This window comes from Alcanivorax limicola, from assembly GCF_019931215.1.
Lineage (GTDB): Bacteria > Pseudomonadota > Gammaproteobacteria > Pseudomonadales > Alcanivoracaceae > Isoalcanivorax > Isoalcanivorax limicola.
Map to the genome: position 1 here is coordinate 435975 of NZ_JAIOUB010000001.1, position 16114 is coordinate 452088.

The following is a 16114-nucleotide window of genomic DNA, read 5'->3' on the forward strand; positions in this document are numbered from 1 at the left end:
TATGACAACGAGCAATAAGACTCCGGTCGGAGAAGTAAGACCCAGCCAGTTACTCTGGACCTACGGCCCAGGGGCTTTGATCGACCTGCCGAGCCTATCCGTCGTGACGCTCGGCATCGACCGATGGGAAAAGGACCGTTGCCAGCCGATCCAGGAAGCCAGGCTGTTGGCCGCAATTCGCAAGGTGCTTGGGGCACAGGTCGAGAGCCTGAGGATGCCACCGTTCCAGAAAAGTGAGCTCTTTGATCCGTGGTCGGCCGAGGCCAACATTGGCGTTCCCGTCCGGCCATTCCCTCGCTGGATGCGCTGCGTCAAATGCGGCCTGCTGTCTCCTTTCGATGCCGGATTGTTCGAGATCAAGGAGAACCGTTTCAGGTCCGAGCGAACCCGATTCGTCCACAAAGGATGTCGGGGTTCGAAGGGCGATCAACCCGCCAAGGACGCCGACGCCGTACCGGCACGTTTCCTGTTGGCTTGCCGCGACGGCCACCTCGACGATTTCCCTTGGCATTACTTCGTCCATGGCGGCAACAGCTCGTGCAAGGGCACGCTGCGCTTCTTTGAGAGCGGCGCCTCGTTGCAGACCGAGAACCTGTGGGTGAAATGCGATGCTTGTGGTGCCTCAAGGAGCATGGCACACGCCTTCGGCAAGGCTGGAAAAGAGAATCTGCCGGGATGTCGCGGACGACATCCCCACCTTGATCACTTCGACAACGAATGTGACGAGGAGGCGCGGGCGGTTCTGTTGGGCGCCACGAACAGTTGGTTCCCGATCACCCTCTCGGCGCTAGCTATTCCCCAGACCAAGGGCCCACTCAGTCAGCTGATCCAGGATGGTTGGGAGTTTTTCGAGGAACTGAAAGCTGAAGCCGAAGTGTCGGTGACAGTGAAGATCTTGAAGAAGACCGGGGCGTTGCCAGGGGTCGACAAATATCCGGCGGCGTCAATCTGGTCGGCTATTGAGGCGCACCGTAGTGGCGGCGGACAGGAGGTCGTGGGTGAGGCCGACATCAAGGGCCCCGAATGGGACGTGCTGACAGAGGCGAATCCACCTACGGACTATCCGCACTTCATGAGCAAGAAGGTCGGCACGCCGCCGGCTTTTGCGAAACATATCGGCAGAGTGCTGCTTCTGGAGCGACTGCGAGAGGTCAATGCCTTGCTCGGTTTTACTCGCGTGGAGGCGCCCGAGGAAACTGGCGACCCGAATGAACGGCCCCAGATGGCCAGCCTCTCACGAAGCAAACCGGATTGGGTTCCCGCGAATCAGGTGCATGGTGAGGGTATCTTCATCCAGTTCGATGAACCGGCGCTCGTCGCTTGGGAAGCGCTACCCGCCGTCGTGGAGGTCGACAAGATGCTCCGGGGCGGCCACAGGGGATGGCGCAATTCACGTCATCTCGATCCTGACGAGGGCTACCCTGGCATTCGCTACGCCATGCTCCACACGCTCTCGCACCTGCTGATTCGTGAGCTGGCGTTGGAGTGCGGCTACAACGCCGCGAGTATCCGCGAACGAATTTATGCCGACACCTCGGGCGAGAGCCCGCAGGCCGGCATCCTCATCTACACGGCAGCAGCGGATTCCGATGGAACCCTGGGCGGCCTCGTCGATCTCGGCAAGCCGGAGAATTTGGGACGCCTATTTGAGCAAGCCTTGAATCGCTCAAAGATCTGCTCCTCTGACCCGCTTTGCTCCGAGCACGATCCCGAGAAGGATCGCTCACTTCATGCGGCGGCGTGCCACGCTTGCAGCTTGGTGGCGGAGACCTCCTGCGAGCGTGGTAATCGCTACCTGGATCGGTCATTGCTGGTTCCGACCCTCGAACGCATCGACGCGGCTTTCTTCAAGGACTTGTGACATGGAGAAGCTCTTGGATGCCGTTGCAGCACTAGTGTTTCTGGTCTCTCCAGAGAAGGTCCAGGCCATAGCCGGGCGAATTCGCAGGACTGATCCCGTCAAAGTTCCCGATGCGCTGTCTAGTGCAGTCAGCACCCCCGTTGCTGCTGAGATTGTGGATCAGCTCATCAATGCATGGCAAAGCACCTCTGTTAGCGCCGAGGAACTCGCATTGATGCTGCTCGCGGCAGGACATGTCATGACCAAGGCAGCCAATCAACAATCCGTCGAACTCGTGTGGACTGGGCCCACGACCCCCTTCGTCTCTGCGCGACGAACCGAGCAGTCACTACTGCAAGTGATAAATAGCGCTGAACATACTCTTTTCATTACTAGCTTCGTAGCCTATGACGTGGCGAGCGTTATTAAAGCGTTGAACGCGGCGGCTGGCCGTGGGGTTGCAATTTCTATCCTTCTTGAAAGGTCTCAAAGCGACGGCGGCAGCATTTCATTCGATGCGATAGCCAAGATGAAAGTTCTTGTACCAGAAGCCAAGATCTTCACTTGGGGGATTAGCTCAGAGCCTTTCAGCGGCGGTAGCGTCCACGCTAAAATTGCAGTGAGCGACGATCATAGATGCCTTATAACCAGTGCCAACCTTACAGGGCATGCAATGGAAAAAAATATGGAAGCGGGCGTTCTTATTTCAGGAGGAATTATTCCCAAGGCGCTATCAAATCATCTTAAATCTCTTGTTGCCATGAAGGTCATTTCTCCAATTTATGAAATATAGAATCTTGACCTTAGCCTTGTCCGAGGATGCGCCGCGGAGTCGCTATGCAAGACCAGAAGCTTTAGCACTATTATAACTGTTCGTGGAAACGGGGTAGAACAGCAATGCTTTATTACACACTTGATGTTGCTCATACCGGCGGAAGCATCCGGATCCCAGAGATGCCACCCTTCGTACCGCAGCCGGTTCGCTATCCCTGCGAGCGCTGTGGAAAGCTTTTCGAGAACAGTGCCGATCTGGCTCAGCATGTTCTGGTGGCGCACCCGTATCATCGCCCGGTGCTATTGCTTCGCGGCGTAGAGATAGGGGTGTCTCCCGGCCCTATCATTCTACCCAGCAGGCCAGATGACTGGCAGGTAATGCACGCTGAGGTACTACGTCTCAATGGCGACGAAATTTCCGCAGTCCAGCTCGCCGAGCATCTGGCAGCTGAGCACAGCGGCGTTCACTTTCTGGAGTTGGTCAGTCAAGCCTCGCGTGTAGAGATTCGTCTCGTATTCGCAATTGCAACACAAGAGCATCTGGAGAGTGTTGAGAGTGCCTTCTGCATGCTGATTGAGGGGCATCTATCTGACGTCTCCCGCGTTACCCAATTTATTGATACATGCCAGCCATGGTCAACCGCCAGCCCTTATCTTGAAGGCGTTAGCCAATACCTGTTCGGAGTGCTGGCTAAAGACCAGCGTGGTGACACGGGTTTAAGTCACGCTCATCACAAGGAGCGTTTCAACCAGGCTATTGAGGTATTGCGTCATAATGACCGACCACTGGCGAGACTGATTACCTCGGTGATCAACTTCAGTTTCAATCATTTTTCTGGGGCTGTGCAAAGCCCTTCGCCTGTACTTAATCAGGCAGCAACGCGCCTTGCAGGCTGGGCGGGTAAGCCGATAGCAGCGGCCAGTGAAGTACATAACCAGACCACAAAGGCCTTCCCGCTAGACAGCGCTACTGAGCAGCTCACTGGCTGGCTCGCGCTATCTGCTGAGGCAGCGTTGGAGGAGCTTGATGATATTCGCCACGCCTCCGCCAGCTTGGCATGGACCCCGGAAGATTGCAGCAAGGCCGAGGCCTTGCTGTTAGCATTGCTGCAGCATCAGGGTGCCAGCGACGAGCTGCGTTGGGTAGCCAGAAACCTGCAGCACCATTCCTTGTTTGCCCCCCTAGCCGCCGGGGTGCTGGAGAACTTGCATGACTGATGACGGTACGCTGCCGCCAGACAGCAGCAGCGAAAAGCCCCAAGTAAAGACAGTTTCTTCACAGATCGAAACCCTGATGGATTTTCTGCAGTGTTTCTACGATGGCAAAATCAGATCTCTCAATAACAAGCTGGCGCAGCGTATTGCCCGCCAATCCTCATTGCCGGAAGAGCAGATCTCAAAGCTGCTGAGCATGGCAGCGGAATCGGACCCGGCTTTGGATCGAACCCTGAGCCTCTGGTTGGGGGCTCTACCGATTCAGAGTTACCCGGCCGTTCGCGATCAGCAGTTGCGCTTCGCCGAACGGCTGGTTCGCAATGCGTCTCCTGTGGGGCGTTGGCTTGAGGGCGATGCAGACACCGTCAGCATTCGCACCATGCTGGCCGATTATAAGCAGCAGCGAGATGTCGCCACTAAGGCGCCTGCCGACCAACGCAAGGTACTCCTGACACGCCTGGATAACGGTATTTTGCTTGCCAGCCTGATCTGGTCGCAGCGTGGTGTGGCAGACTCGATATTGCTGCAGGAATGGAAGCCGCTACTGTCTGCTGCTTCAGATATAAACGGCTTTGCCGCTCTGGTGCCGCTGATTCAGAAAATGCCCTTTGGCAAGCTTGCTGGTGTACGCAGCCTGCTGGAGCAGCACGAGCGCCACTCAGCATCCATGGCAGCCAACATCCAGCGTCTGGAACGTCTTGTTGATAGCCAGAAGCTGCAAATCGCACAGCTTCAGGCAGAGCTTTCCGAAACGCAGCAGCACAATGCTGTATTGGAGAATAATCTGCACACCAGCGAAGCGGCGCTACAGCAGTATAAGGAGCAGGCCCGGATAAAATCCATCCATCATACCGATGATGTGCATCAGCTGCAGAGTCGGATAAATCGTCTGCTGCAGGCGGAGTTGCAGTTGCTGCGCGATGCCCTTGTTGCGTTGCAGCGTGATCCGCCCAAAGTGCCGGTGGCGCTGGATTATCTGGATGAAGCAATCACCAACATCGACAAGGAAGCAACCCGCCTCAAGGAGCGATGAGATGAGCGTTTTCGGTTTTGACTTCGGCACCACCAACAGCCTGATTGCACGGGTTGAGGGTGAGCGTTGCGTGCTTGCCTTGGATGAGCGCGGGTTACCCCATCCCTCGGTGCTGTGTTACGAAGGTGATCAGGTCCTGGTCGGCCGCGAGGCGCGCGAGCGCATGGTGGAGTCCCGCATTGGAGTTAGCGGCAATATTGTCCGCTCGCCGAAAACCTTGCTGGGTCGCCACTCTGTGCATGTCGAAGGCGTGGCACGCAATCCACGGGAAATGGTTGGGAGAATTGTACGCTATGTGGCAGAACACGCTAGCCAGTTGCATCCCGGCGACTATCAGCGCGCGGTGGTTACCATTCCCGTAGACATGAATGGCGAGCGGCGTCGCGACTTGCGCGAAGCATTCCGGCTGGCCGGCGTCGCCATTGACCAGTTCGTCCACGAGCCGCTTGCAGCCTTGTACGGTTACCTGCGCAGCCAACCGGATTATCGCAGCGAGCTGCGTCGGCTAGATCGCCAGTATATGGTGGTGTTCGATTGGGGTGGTGGCACCCTGGATCTGACCCTGTGCCAGCTGGTTGATGGCATGCTGGTGCAGACCCGCAACGATGGCTGCAGTCAAATCGGTGGAGACGTGATTGATGAAACCATCCGCAATGAAGTGGTGCGACGGGTGATCACCGGGCGCGGCATCCAGCAGGAAGTGGAGCCCGTATCCGGTGCCGCAGCGCGTCTGCTGGCGCGGGCCGAACGCGCCAAAATCGAGCTGTCTAGCAGGGAAAGCTATCGGGTTTACGTGCCCAACTATTTCTACGGTCTGGATGACCCGGATATTGAGCACACCCTGATGCGCGCCGAGCTGGATGCCATGGTCGGTGACAAGATCCAGTCCGGTATCACCCGCGTCAACGCCTTGCTCAGCGCTGCCGGGCTAGTGCCGGCGGACATTGCCCTATGCCTGGCCACCGGCGGCATGGTCAACATGCCCCTGATCAAAACCCGCCTGTACGAAATCTTCGGCTCCCAGCGTGTACGGGTATCCGATCGCGGGCAAACCATCATTGCCGAAGGCGCAGCCTGGATCGCCCACGATCGCGCCAACCTCTGCTTGGCCAAGAACATTGAGGTCGCTCTGGCCCGTGGCGCCCGGCATCCGGTAATCCGCGCCGGCCTGGACATGCCGCGTCAGGGGATGGCCACCGACAGCGTCCGTCTGCAGCTGTATTGCACCGATCCGCGTGACGGGGTGGCCAAGATCCAGCTGGAAACCCCCATCCGCCACGGCCGCCATGTACAGAAAACCGATCCCCGCGACAGTCTTGCGCTGTTGTCGGTTGCGGTGGACGGCCAGGCAAAGGAACTGTTCGAGCGTGTCGATATGGGCCTGACCATCGATGAAAACCTGATCTTGACCGTGGAGGCCCGCTCGGCCTTGCTGGAGGATAAGGACCGGCAGGAAATCCACACCCTCGAATTCGGCCTCCAGGTCGGCAGTGATCAGGCCAGGCGGAAACAGGAGGGCGAATCGGAAAAGCACTCAGCGCAGGGTTCAGGCAAGCAACCGACTGCCAACGGGCAGGTGATGCTGCGCGCCAATCTAGCCTTGCATCAGGACATGACCCTGATCCCCGGCGACTACTTGCGGGTTGTACGCCCCCGGGCTCTGGCTCGGGACAGCAACCCGACCGAGCAGCAAATCCGGGAGGACCTCTACTACCGCCCCTGTTCCCTGTGTGGCCGGCGTAGTAACGACCCCTTGTGCCGCTGCGGCAGTAAGCTGCCGCCAAACCTGCAGTCGGATAGCATCCAACGTCATTAGTATCAACGCGGAACCGACGGCATCGGCCCCAGAGAAGCTGAAGACTCGAATGAAGCTGAGGCCGAGCTTCTGAGAGCTTTCTGCTGGCTGCCGGCCAGACCCTGCAAGGTGCCGCTTTCAGATCGCGACGAGGTTCTCTACATCGGAGTGGGAGCGCCTCTTGATGGAAGGAAGTACCAAGGCCATGGTATTGGCTCACGCATGCCATCCTACTGCCAGATGGCGCCGGGTCAACACGGGATTGCTGTCTCGAAAAGACGATATGTTCCGGTGGCACAGTGACAAGAGCGTGACCTGGTTGCAATTGTCACCCTCGGAATGCAGCCTGATCAGGCCATATTTCGCCTATGGCCTCGAGGCGTATTTATTGGCTGTACTTCGGATCTCGCATAACTCTTCAAGGCCAGCGAGGCCCAAGCCTATTATGTCGACTTCATGAGGGAAGTACTGCTTAATGTTTGTTTTTAGCGATATGGATGGCTGGCCACTCAGTGCAGTGCTTCCGCCGCCCGAGCCTATATTCGATCTTCTGGGACTCCCTGTTTCACTGCAGTCGGCGGTAAAGCTCTTGGAGAGCTTCCATCGCTTGGCCGGAGAGCGTCCGTCTGACACCACCATTCATGCCATTGAAAAAGGGAAAGCCAGCAAGCAATCTGAATTGCAACTCATGAACTACCTCCCAGCTTTCTTTTTGCCGGATGATAAGGAGATCAAGGATGCTCAGCAGTTCGAGAGAACGCCTTTCTCACGTCATTCATGGAAGGCCGTCTTGCGTGGCGTTTATCATTGGGCAGTACCCCCTGAGCTTGCTTTACTTGAGGATTTCGTTAAGGATCGCATTGCCAAGGAAGAGGCGTTGCATAGGGAGCTTTATGGCCCGACCTATCTCAGGTGGCCGCGAGGCGATATCTTCACCTCTATCGGGCGACAGATTGCGTATCCACCATCCATACTGGACATGCTTGCCGCCGGGGAAGAAGCATTCTGCCTTGCGTTATCTGAAGGTAGAGTTAGTCATGAGGATCAGCTGAAGGTTATACTATTTTTCGAGCTTGATTTTATATTCGGTGCATTGAAATCCTTGGAAAGGGGAATTATTTCCTATCGAATGCGTATAGATGACAATTTCAAGAGAAGATATCCAAAGATGGCCGATTATGTGGCTTTCTCTCATTTTTTTCCTGGATATGAAGATAATGACTTTTATAGCCCTTTCGAGCGGTTCCTTGATCTTGTTCGATGCGGCTTCTCCAGTGAATATAAAACATGGTCGGCCCTCTCTAATTTCATACCCGTAGAAGGTGAACAACACTTAGATCCTTCTGCTGTGAAGGCAAGAAGAAAAGATATCCTGAAGAAATGGAGGTCGCTCGGAAAGAAAAGAGGGTATATGCCATCGATGGAAGTAATGGTTGGCTTTATTGACAATTTGTCAGCGGACGACGATGAATATCGGCTGCTTATCATCGTGGCCTGGGCTGCTATGTTTCTGGAGAGGGCCTTCACCAGGCATGTCGAGTTTGCACAAGGCTTGGATCTGCCTTCAGCGAAGGCTAGCGTCCTCGCTGAGTATCGGCGATACAGAGAGCCATAGCCCTGATATTACAATCTGCGGCACTGGTGGCTAGCCAGTGCCGCTATGTCCATTAGCGCCGAGGAGGGTTGTTGCCCCTGCCCGGGCCTGACGGGTTGCCGGTCTTGCTGGGTGCGTTTTCAAGCCTTTGTGCGTTTTTCATTTTGAGCTCCTTGCCATGTTTGGCGTTTCAGTTGTGTACCAGGGCAGATTAGCCTCTCGGCATGGTTCGGTGCAGGGGGAGAATGGATTCGAGTGGTATAGCGCTCATGATGCATGATCGTTGCCCGGGAGTATCCAGCCTGGTCTCCACCGTTCGGCGGAGCACCCCGAATGATAAGTCATGCCGCACATCGCCGGCCTCAAGCATGTCCCGCGAGACCTTTTTCAGGTGTGGCGTAGTAACGGCGGAGTTGTCACACGGGCTCCTGCCGCCGTTCAAGCTGGTCTCCCAACGGCCTTTGCGGTCCCAGGGCGTCGGACAATGATCATGCACATCATCAAGCTTGGCCCGGGCAAGCTGCTCGAACCGTTGCCCGCCAGTCAGCAGATAGAGCCGCAGGATCGCAGGCCCCGCGCCTGCCTGGCCAACAATCCTGCGCCAGAGGTCGCCTAGCTCTTCCTTCTACATAACAAGATCACGGGTTTGGCGGGCTCCCTGCGCCACGGCGATGGTGCCTGGTTGGCGTGAGCTGAGAATATACGCCAGGAGTTGAAATGTGAAAATAAGTAATTGATATAAAAGAATATTTCCATATCTTGAAGAAGTTGTGAGACGTTACGAGCTGCTATGGGTTGCGCTTAAAATCCCTTGTCCTTCGGGACGTGCCGGTTCAAGTCCGGCCCCGGGCACCATTTTCGCTCCCTGCTGGCATTCTGCCATTACTTCCCGTTAATAAAATCCATACAAATCAGCCAGCTAAGCCTCTGTTCTGAGGTATTTTATTGTCCCGGATCAGGATATTCTGCTAGCCTACGAACTTCGTCTGACCCGGCGGTATAGCCGGGCGGCACAACTACAACAATGATTTGACCGCATTGCGGTGCAGGCTTGCAGTGTAAGGGGACCTTGATGAGCTGGTTCAAGAAAGTGTCTATACGGTTCAAGATCGTATCCGTGGCCGCGATGGGCATCCTCGCCTTCCTGGCGTACTTCGTTTACAGCTACTACGCCTCCGAAGACAACATTCACCAGCTCAGCACCATCGAGCAACAGCATTTCCCCGTGCTTGAGGCCGTCAACCGCAACAACCTGGTTTACGCGAACATGCGTGAAACGGCCCTGCGGGCGATGTTCATGAATGACCCCGCGCTGTATCTGGAGGCGCAGGATCTCGCTCTCGCTTATTCGGAAGGGCTTCAGGCCATCGCGGCTGCTGATCCCTCGCTGGCCGAGGAGATCGCGCTGCTGTCTGAAACGCTGGACCGGTATCTGGCAGCCGGTGAGGCGCTGACGCAGTATGCGCTCAACCCTGACGTTGATATGAGCCAGATCGGGCCGCGCCGCCAGGGCGTGGTCATGCTGCAACGGGAATACGAGGCGTTGCAGCGTGAGTTCGAGCGCAACCTTTACCAGCAATTCCACGACAAGCTGAATGTCGCGCGTGAAGACAGCCGCGGGACGCAGCGTTTTGGTCTTGCGGTGAGTATTGCCGCCTTGTTGCTGCTCAGTCTGCTGGCCTGGGTCATTACCCGCGGCATCACCCGGCGCCTGCTGTATGCGGTGGGTGCCGCCAATACCATCGCCGAGGGCGACTGGGATGCGGAGATCGTCGCCGACAGCCGTGACGAAACCGGTCGTCTGCTGTATGCCATCCGCTCGATGCGCGACACGCTCAAGACGAATCGGGATCATGATCGCCGCGATGAGCGCCTGAAGACGCAGCTTGCGGAGCTTAACGACCGTATGCGCGGGGACATGACCCTGCAGCAACTCGGCAATAACATGCTCAACTATCTGGTGCCGACTCTTGATGCGCAGGTCGGTGCCTTCTATGTGTTCGATACCGATGCGGAGAAGCTGCAACTGAGCAGCTCTCATGCTATGCAACGGCGCAAGAACCTGGCCAACGAATTTGCGCTGGGTGAAGCACTGGTAGGCCAGTGTGCGCTGGAACAGAAACAGATTCTGCTGCAACGGGTGCCGGATGATTATCTGAGTATCTCCTCAGCCACCGGTGAAGCGACACCGCGCAATGTCGTCGTGACGCCGATTGTGCACGAAGATGAAATCAAGGGGGTGCTGGAAATCGCGGCTTTCCGCGAGTTCTCTGAAGACGATCTGACTTTCCTGGAAATGGGGGTGCGCAATATCGCCATCGCCGTCCACACCGCGCAGAGCCGGGTACGGCTGGCGCAGATGCTGGAACAGACCCGTCTCCAGGCGGAGGAACTCGAGAGCCAGAAGTTCGAACTGAGCAAGGTCAATGAGGACCTTGAACAGCAGGCGATGGACCTGTCCGCGTCCGAGTCACGCCTGCAGCAGCAACAGGAAGAGTTGAAGGCGATCAACGAAGAGCTGGAGGCTCAGACTCAGGCGTTGCGTGCCTCGGAAGAAAGCTTGCAGGCGCAGCAGGAAGAGCTGCGGGTCACCAACGAAGAGCTCGAGGCGCAGGCGCGTCTGATGTCCGAGCAGAAGGCGGAAGTGACGAAGAAGAACCGGGAGCTGGAACAGTTGCGGCTTGAACTGGAAGAAAAGCTGCGCGAGCTGGAAATGTCGTCCCGCTACAAGTCCGAGTTCCTCTCCACCATGTCCCACGAGCTGCGCACGCCGCTCAACAGTATCCTGATCTTGTCCAATGCCCTGGCCGAGAACAAGCGTGGCAATCTGGACGAGAAGCAGGTTGAGCATGCGTCGGTGATTCATTCTGCCGGTACGGATCTGCTGTCGTTGATCAACGACATTCTGGACATCTCGAAGATCGAAGAAGGCAAGATGGAGCTCATCATCGATGATATCCATATGGCGGAGTTCTCCGAGCATTTCCGCCGCAACTTCAGCCATGTAGCTGAAGATCGGGGGTTGGAATTCAAGGTGGAGCTGGGCGAGACCTTGCCGGAGCGGATGTATACGGACCGCCAGCGCGTCGAGCAGGTGCTCAAGAACATGCTTTCCAATGCGATGAAGTTCACCGAGCACGGCAGCGTGACCCTGCGCATGGATATGCCTGACGCGGATGAGAAGCTGCCCGGTCGCAAGCTGGTGCCGGAACAAACGGTGCGTTTCTCGGTGATTGATACCGGTATCGGTATTGCCCAGGACAAGCAGCGTCTGATCTTCGAGGCCTTCCAGCAGGCAGACGGCACTACCAGCCGCAAGTATGGCGGCACCGGACTGGGGCTGACCATTTCCCGTGAGCTGGCACGTTTGCTGGGTGGCGAGATCGACATCTACAGCGAAGGCGAGGGCATGGGCTGCACCTTCATGCTGTATCTGCCTCTGGGTGACGTGGACACGGTGGAGCGCAGCGAAGAAGAAGGTATCGCTGAATCCATGCAGGGTTTGCCCCAGGCCCACGATGCTTTCCGGCAGATGGCCGAGCAACAGTCTGATGAAGACGGTTTTACGGTGCGCGAAAAAAGCGTACTGATCATTGAAGACGATGGCGATTTTGCCCGTGTGCTGGTGGATCTTGCGGCGGACTACGGGCTGGAGGCGCATGTCTGCAATGATGGCGAGAGTGGCCTGGAGTACGCCCGGCATTACCGGCCCAGCGCGATCATCCTGGATATCGGCCTGCCCGGTATGGACGGCTGGGAAGTGATGGAGCGACTCAAGGGCGACGCCCGGACCCAGGACATTCCGGTACATTTTCTGTCCGGCAAGGATGAGCGCAAAAAGGCGCTGGATCTGGGCGCCATCGATTTCCTGACCAAGCCGGTCAACAAGGAGCAGATTCTGGGCGCCTTTGCCAAGATCGAGACGGCTATCTCGAAGAACGTACGGCGCCTGCTGGTGGTGGAAGACAGTGAAATCCAGCACGAGGGCATCCGCGAGCTGTTCGATCAGAAAGGGGTCGAGATCACGGCGGTGGTCAATGGGGCAGAGGCGCTGGCCGCGCTGCGCAGTCAGGTTTTTGATTGCATGATTCTGGATCTGACACTGCCGGACATGACCGGGTTCGAATTGCTGGAAACGCTGCACAACAGCGATGAGTACGACACAGTGCCGGTGATCATCTACACCGGCAAGGATCTGACCCGGGATGAAGAGGCGCAGCTGCGCAAGTACGCAGACCGGATCATTCTCAAGACGGAACGTTCCTCCGAGCGGCTGCTGAATGAAGCCTCGCTGTTCCTGCATTGGCTCGAATCCACCTTGCCCTCCCATGCGCGCAACGCAGGGCATGCGGTAGAGCATCGCGATGATGTGTTCGAGGACAAGAAGCTGCTGCTGGTAGACGACGACATGCGCAATATCTACGCCTTGTCCGCGCAGCTGGAAGAGCTCGGTTTCGATATCACCATTGCCAATAACGGACGCGAGGCGCTGGAGCAGCTGGAGGCGATGCCGGACACGGATATCGTGCTGATGGATATCATGATGCCGGAAATGGACGGTTATGAGGCCATGGGGCATATCCGCAGCCAGGAGCGCTTCCGCAAGCTGCCGATTCTGGCGTTGACCGCCAAGGCGATGAAGGATGACCGCGCCAAGTGCATCGACGCCGGCGCCAATGACTACTGCTCCAAACCCATTGATATGGCCAGGCTGACGTCGCTGATGCGCGTCTGGCTGCACAAGTAGGGCAGGTCACCATGAAGATGCCGGAAAGCGTCACCGATGAGCAGGTCAGTATCGAGGATATCGAGATACGCCTGTTGCTGGAGGCGATATATCAGCTCTATGGCTATGATTTTCGCTGTTACAGCAAGGCATCCCTGCGGCGGCGCGTGCTGCATCGTCTGGGTATGTCGGGAATGCCGTCAATCATGGCCATGACCGAACGGGTGCTGCGGGACCAACAGTTTTTCGTCACCTTGCTCAACGACCTGACGGTGAACGTGACCGAGATGTTCCGCGATCCCGAGTTTTATCGCGCGTTCCGGGAGGAGGTGATCCCGGTGCTCAAGACGTTCCCGTTCATCAAGATCTGGCACGCCGGTTGCGCTACGGGCGAAGAGATATACAGCATGGCGATCATGCTGGAGGAAGAGGGCCTGTATGACCGGGCCATGCTCTACGCGACGGATATCGACAAGAACGTGCTCGCGGCCGCGAAGAAGGGCATTTACTCCTACGCCGCCGTGAAACAGTACAGTGAGAACTACCGCCGCGCCGGCGGCAAGACGTCGCTGGCAGACTATTACACCGCGAAGTACGACGGTGTCATCATGGATCAGCGCCTCAAGCGCAATATCGTGTTCGCAGACCACGACCTGGCCACTGACCAGGTGTTTGGCGAAATGAACGTGATCGTGTGCCGAAATGTGCTTATCTACTTTGATCGTGATCTGCAGCAGCGAGTTTTTCGCCTGTTCCGGGATAGCCTCGACATGGGGGGATACCTGTGTCTGGGCACGAAGGAGAGCCTGCGCTTCTCCGCCTGCGAGGAACATTTCGAGCCGGTGGTGGCTGATATGCGGATCTTCCGCAAACGACAGTTGATGAAAAGAGAAACACGATGATCCAGCAGAAGATACTGATGGTCGATGACCAGCCCGCCAATCTGGTCTCCCTGGATGCGATTCTCGAGGCGCCAAACCGGGAGCTGATCAAGGCGCATTCCGGGCCAGAGGCATTGAAAGTGCTGCTCAAGGAGGATGTGTCACTGGTGTTGCTGGATGTGCAGATGCCGGGCATGGACGGTTTCGAGGTGGCGGAGCTGATGCGTCAGCGCAAGGATACGCAGAATATCCCGATTATTTTTGTCACGGCGATCAGCAAGGAACAGAAGTATGTGTTCAAGGGCTACCAGTCCGGTGCGGTGGATTATCTCTTCAAGCCACTGGATCCCCTGATCCTGCAAAGCAAGGTAAACTTCTTTCTGCAGCTGGACCAACAGCGCCGGGAGCTTCAGGCCAAACTCAAGGAAGCGCAAGCGTATCGTGCTGCCTATGAAGCGGAGAAACACCGCGGCGACAAGTAGCCGGACGTAATGCAGGCAATGATGGCAGGGTGTAATGCGGCAACGGATCAGCGCGGTGGTAATCGGAGCCTCTTGGGGAGGGCTCGACGCCTACAGCCGGGTACTTGGCAAGTTGCCTGCCAACTTGCCGGTGCCGGTGCTGGTGGTGCAACACCAGCATCCTTCTGGCGGGGACAAATTGCCCTGGATACTGGATACGCGCACGGCGATGCATGTGGTGGCACCGATGGAAAAGGAGCCGATCGAGGCGGGTTGTGTCTATGTCGCGCCGCCTGGTTATCACATGTTGGTAGATGTTGACCATACAGTATGTTATTCACTTGCGGCGCCGGTAAATTATTCCCGGCCTTCTATTGACGAACTTTTTTTCTCCGCCGGGCATGTTTATGGTCCGGGTTTGCTGGGGGTTATCCTCACCGGCGCCAATGATGACGGGGCTGCCGGTATAACGTATATAAAACAACGAGGAGGAATCACCATGGCTCAATCTCCGGTTACCGCGGAAGCGCGGACCATGCCAGAGGCAGCCATCGCCACCGGGTGTATAGACCAGATTCATGATCTGGATGACATCGGTACTGTGATTTCCGAACTTGTCTTCGGGTTGGGTGCATGATCAGGCAGAATATTCTCATCGTTGATGACCACAAGGAAAACCTCATTGCACTGGAAGCGATTCTGGAGGCGCCGAATCGCAATCTGGTCATGGCGACGTCGGGCAATGAGGCATTGCAACTGGCATTGAAGCAGGACTTTTCGCTGGTGCTGCTGGATGTGCAGATGCCAGAGATGGACGGCTTCGAAGTGGCAGAACTGATGCGCCAGAGCCGTCGGACACGCAGCATCCCGATCATATTTGTCACGGCGATCAGCAAGGAACAGAGTTACGTCTTCAAGGGTTACGAAGCGGGCGCTGTGGATTACCTGTTCAAGCCGATTGACAAACAGGTGCTGGAAGCCAAGGTCAATGTGTTTCTGGATCTCGATATGCAGAAACGCAAGCTGCAGCAGGCCGTGGTCCAGATGAAGCGCCTCAAGGACGAAAACGAGCGCTTGCTCCAGGCGCTGGGTGAGGGCGTGCTGGGCACCGACGCGGAAGGGCGTATTTCGTTCTGTAATGATGCTGCGTGCACACTGCTTGGCTGCAAGCGGGATGATCTGGTCGGGGCCCATCTCAGCGGCATCCTGTTCGAGGATGCGGAGGGCAAGACGGCCTGGCAGTGGGAAGGTTCGGCGCTGCTCGAGCGCTGTAGCGACGGCGCCTCCTGGCGTAACGAGCAACCCTTGTTTGCCCGCCCGATGGACAGCGCGGGGCGGGGCATTGATATCAGTGCCAGCCCGATCAATCAGCGCGGTGATGCCTTCAGCGGTTGCGTGGTGCTGTTCCGGGAGTTCTCCGCAGACGAGCTGTCCAGCGCCGAGCGTCAGGTGCGCGATGCCCGACGCTACCCCCGCAAGAAGGTATTCCGGGAGATGGTATTGTTCGATCGTACGACTGGTGGCAATGTAGGGCGGCTGCTCAACGTCAGCATCGACGGCTTCAAGCTGTCTACCCGCAAGGCCATCGATGAAGGCCAGCGTATGGCGCTGAGCGTCGTGCTGCCGGAGCAGATCAACGGGCTCAACACCATGAGCTTCGATGCCCGGGTGGTCTGGTGCCGCGATGAAGAGGCCGGAGATGGTTGTCTGGCCGGCTTTCAGTTTCTGGATATGACGGAGACGGGGCGCGGTATTGTCGAGGCACTGATGGAACGGTACTGATTGCGGGACTGTC

General features: G+C 57.0%; 12 protein-coding genes. All 12 read left to right on the top strand.

All coding sequences use genetic code 11. The features are described from left to right. The first annotated feature begins 1 nt into the window (after nt 1). The 12 genes from drmB to K8B33_RS01995 all read left to right on the top strand — a co-directional run bounded on the left by drmB (nt 2) and on the right by K8B33_RS01995 (nt 16101). Nucleotides 2-1861, top strand: coding sequence for a DUF1998 domain-containing protein (drmB, locus tag K8B33_RS01945; protein ID WP_223422679.1), 1860 nt, complete (start codon nt 2-4; stop codon nt 1859-1861). Nucleotide 1862: 1 nt separating this feature from the next. Beyond that, nucleotides 1863-2633 carry a DISARM system phospholipase D-like protein DrmC gene (gene drmC, locus K8B33_RS01950; protein WP_223422681.1) on the top strand — a complete coding sequence of 257 codons (771 nt, stop codon included), beginning with the start codon at nt 1863-1865 and terminating at the stop codon, nt 2631-2633. Between the two features lie 161 nt (nt 2634-2794). Beyond that, nucleotides 2795-3832 carry a hypothetical protein gene (locus K8B33_RS01955; RefSeq protein ID WP_223422684.1) on the top strand — a complete coding sequence of 346 codons (1038 nt, stop codon included), beginning with the start codon at nt 2795-2797 and terminating at the stop codon, nt 3830-3832. Then, a complete protein-coding gene (locus K8B33_RS01960) occupies nt 3825-4862 on the top strand; it encodes a hypothetical protein (RefSeq protein WP_223422686.1) in 1038 nt (345 codons plus the stop codon). Before K8B33_RS01955 ends, K8B33_RS01960 begins: the two co-directional genes overlap by 8 nt. Nucleotide 4863: 1 nt before the next feature. After that, the gene (locus K8B33_RS01965; RefSeq protein ID WP_223422688.1) at nt 4864-6678 is read left to right on the top strand and encodes an Hsp70 family protein; all 1815 of its coding nucleotides are present in this window, start codon (nt 4864-4866) and stop codon (nt 6676-6678) included. Nucleotides 6679-7132: 454 nt separating this feature from the next. Beyond that, nucleotides 7133-8272, top strand: coding sequence for a hypothetical protein (locus tag K8B33_RS01970; RefSeq protein ID WP_223422691.1), 1140 nt, complete (start codon nt 7133-7135; stop codon nt 8270-8272). A 469-nt stretch (nt 8273-8741) separates the two neighbouring features. Continuing rightward, nucleotides 8742-8867: a hypothetical protein gene (locus K8B33_RS16055; RefSeq protein ID WP_263284482.1), complete on the top strand. Its 126-nt coding sequence runs from the start codon at nt 8742-8744 to the stop codon at nt 8865-8867. A 456-nt stretch (nt 8868-9323) separates the two neighbouring features. Continuing rightward, on the top strand, nt 9324-12998 hold the full coding sequence (locus K8B33_RS01975) for a response regulator (RefSeq protein WP_223422693.1): 3675 nt from the start codon (nt 9324-9326) through the stop codon (nt 12996-12998). A gap of 11 nt (nt 12999-13009) precedes the next feature. Then, nucleotides 13010-13879 (top strand): CheR family methyltransferase, encoded by an 870-nt coding sequence (locus tag K8B33_RS01980; protein WP_223422695.1) that lies wholly within the window; start codon nt 13010-13012, stop codon nt 13877-13879. Then, nucleotides 13876-14340: a response regulator gene (locus K8B33_RS01985; protein WP_223422697.1), complete on the top strand. Its 465-nt coding sequence runs from the start codon at nt 13876-13878 to the stop codon at nt 14338-14340. Before K8B33_RS01980 ends, K8B33_RS01985 begins: the two co-directional genes overlap by 4 nt. A gap of 34 nt (nt 14341-14374) precedes the next feature. Then, nucleotides 14375-14956, top strand: a complete 582-nt coding sequence (locus K8B33_RS01990; RefSeq protein WP_223422701.1) for a chemotaxis protein CheB — start codon at nt 14375-14377, stop codon at nt 14954-14956. After that, a complete protein-coding gene (locus tag K8B33_RS01995) occupies nt 14953-16101 on the top strand; it encodes a response regulator (RefSeq protein WP_223422704.1) in 1149 nt (382 codons plus the stop codon). The genes K8B33_RS01990 and K8B33_RS01995 overlap by 4 nt, the downstream gene beginning before the upstream one ends. The last annotated feature ends 13 nt before the right edge of the window (nt 16102-16114 follow it).

Bases quoted from the DNA above. Each gene is read 5' to 3' on its own strand.
- K8B33_RS01985 (WP_223422697.1), top strand. From the start codon at position 13,876: ATGATCCAGCAGAAGATACTGATGGTCGATGACCAGCCCGCCAATCTG.
- K8B33_RS16055 (WP_263284482.1), top strand. From the start codon at position 8,742: ATGCACATCATCAAGCTTGGCCCGGGCAAGCTGCTCGAACCGTTGCCC.
- drmC (WP_223422681.1), top strand. From the start codon at position 1,863: ATGGAGAAGCTCTTGGATGCCGTTGCAGCACTAGTGTTTCTGGTCTCT.
- K8B33_RS01965 (WP_223422688.1), top strand. From the start codon at position 4,864: ATGAGCGTTTTCGGTTTTGACTTCGGCACCACCAACAGCCTGATTGCA.
- K8B33_RS01975 (WP_223422693.1), top strand. From the start codon at position 9,324: ATGAGCTGGTTCAAGAAAGTGTCTATACGGTTCAAGATCGTATCCGTG.
- K8B33_RS01980 (WP_223422695.1), top strand. From the start codon at position 13,010: ATGAAGATGCCGGAAAGCGTCACCGATGAGCAGGTCAGTATCGAGGAT.
- K8B33_RS01990 (WP_223422701.1), top strand. From the start codon at position 14,375: ATGCGGCAACGGATCAGCGCGGTGGTAATCGGAGCCTCTTGGGGAGGG.
- drmB (WP_223422679.1), top strand. From the start codon at position 2: ATGACAACGAGCAATAAGACTCCGGTCGGAGAAGTAAGACCCAGCCAG.
- K8B33_RS01960 (WP_223422686.1), top strand. From the start codon at position 3,825: ATGACTGATGACGGTACGCTGCCGCCAGACAGCAGCAGCGAAAAGCCC.
- K8B33_RS01970 (WP_223422691.1), top strand. From the start codon at position 7,133: ATGTTTGTTTTTAGCGATATGGATGGCTGGCCACTCAGTGCAGTGCTT.
- K8B33_RS01955 (WP_223422684.1), top strand. From the start codon at position 2,795: ATGCCACCCTTCGTACCGCAGCCGGTTCGCTATCCCTGCGAGCGCTGT.
- K8B33_RS01995 (WP_223422704.1), top strand. From the start codon at position 14,953: ATGATCAGGCAGAATATTCTCATCGTTGATGACCACAAGGAAAACCTC.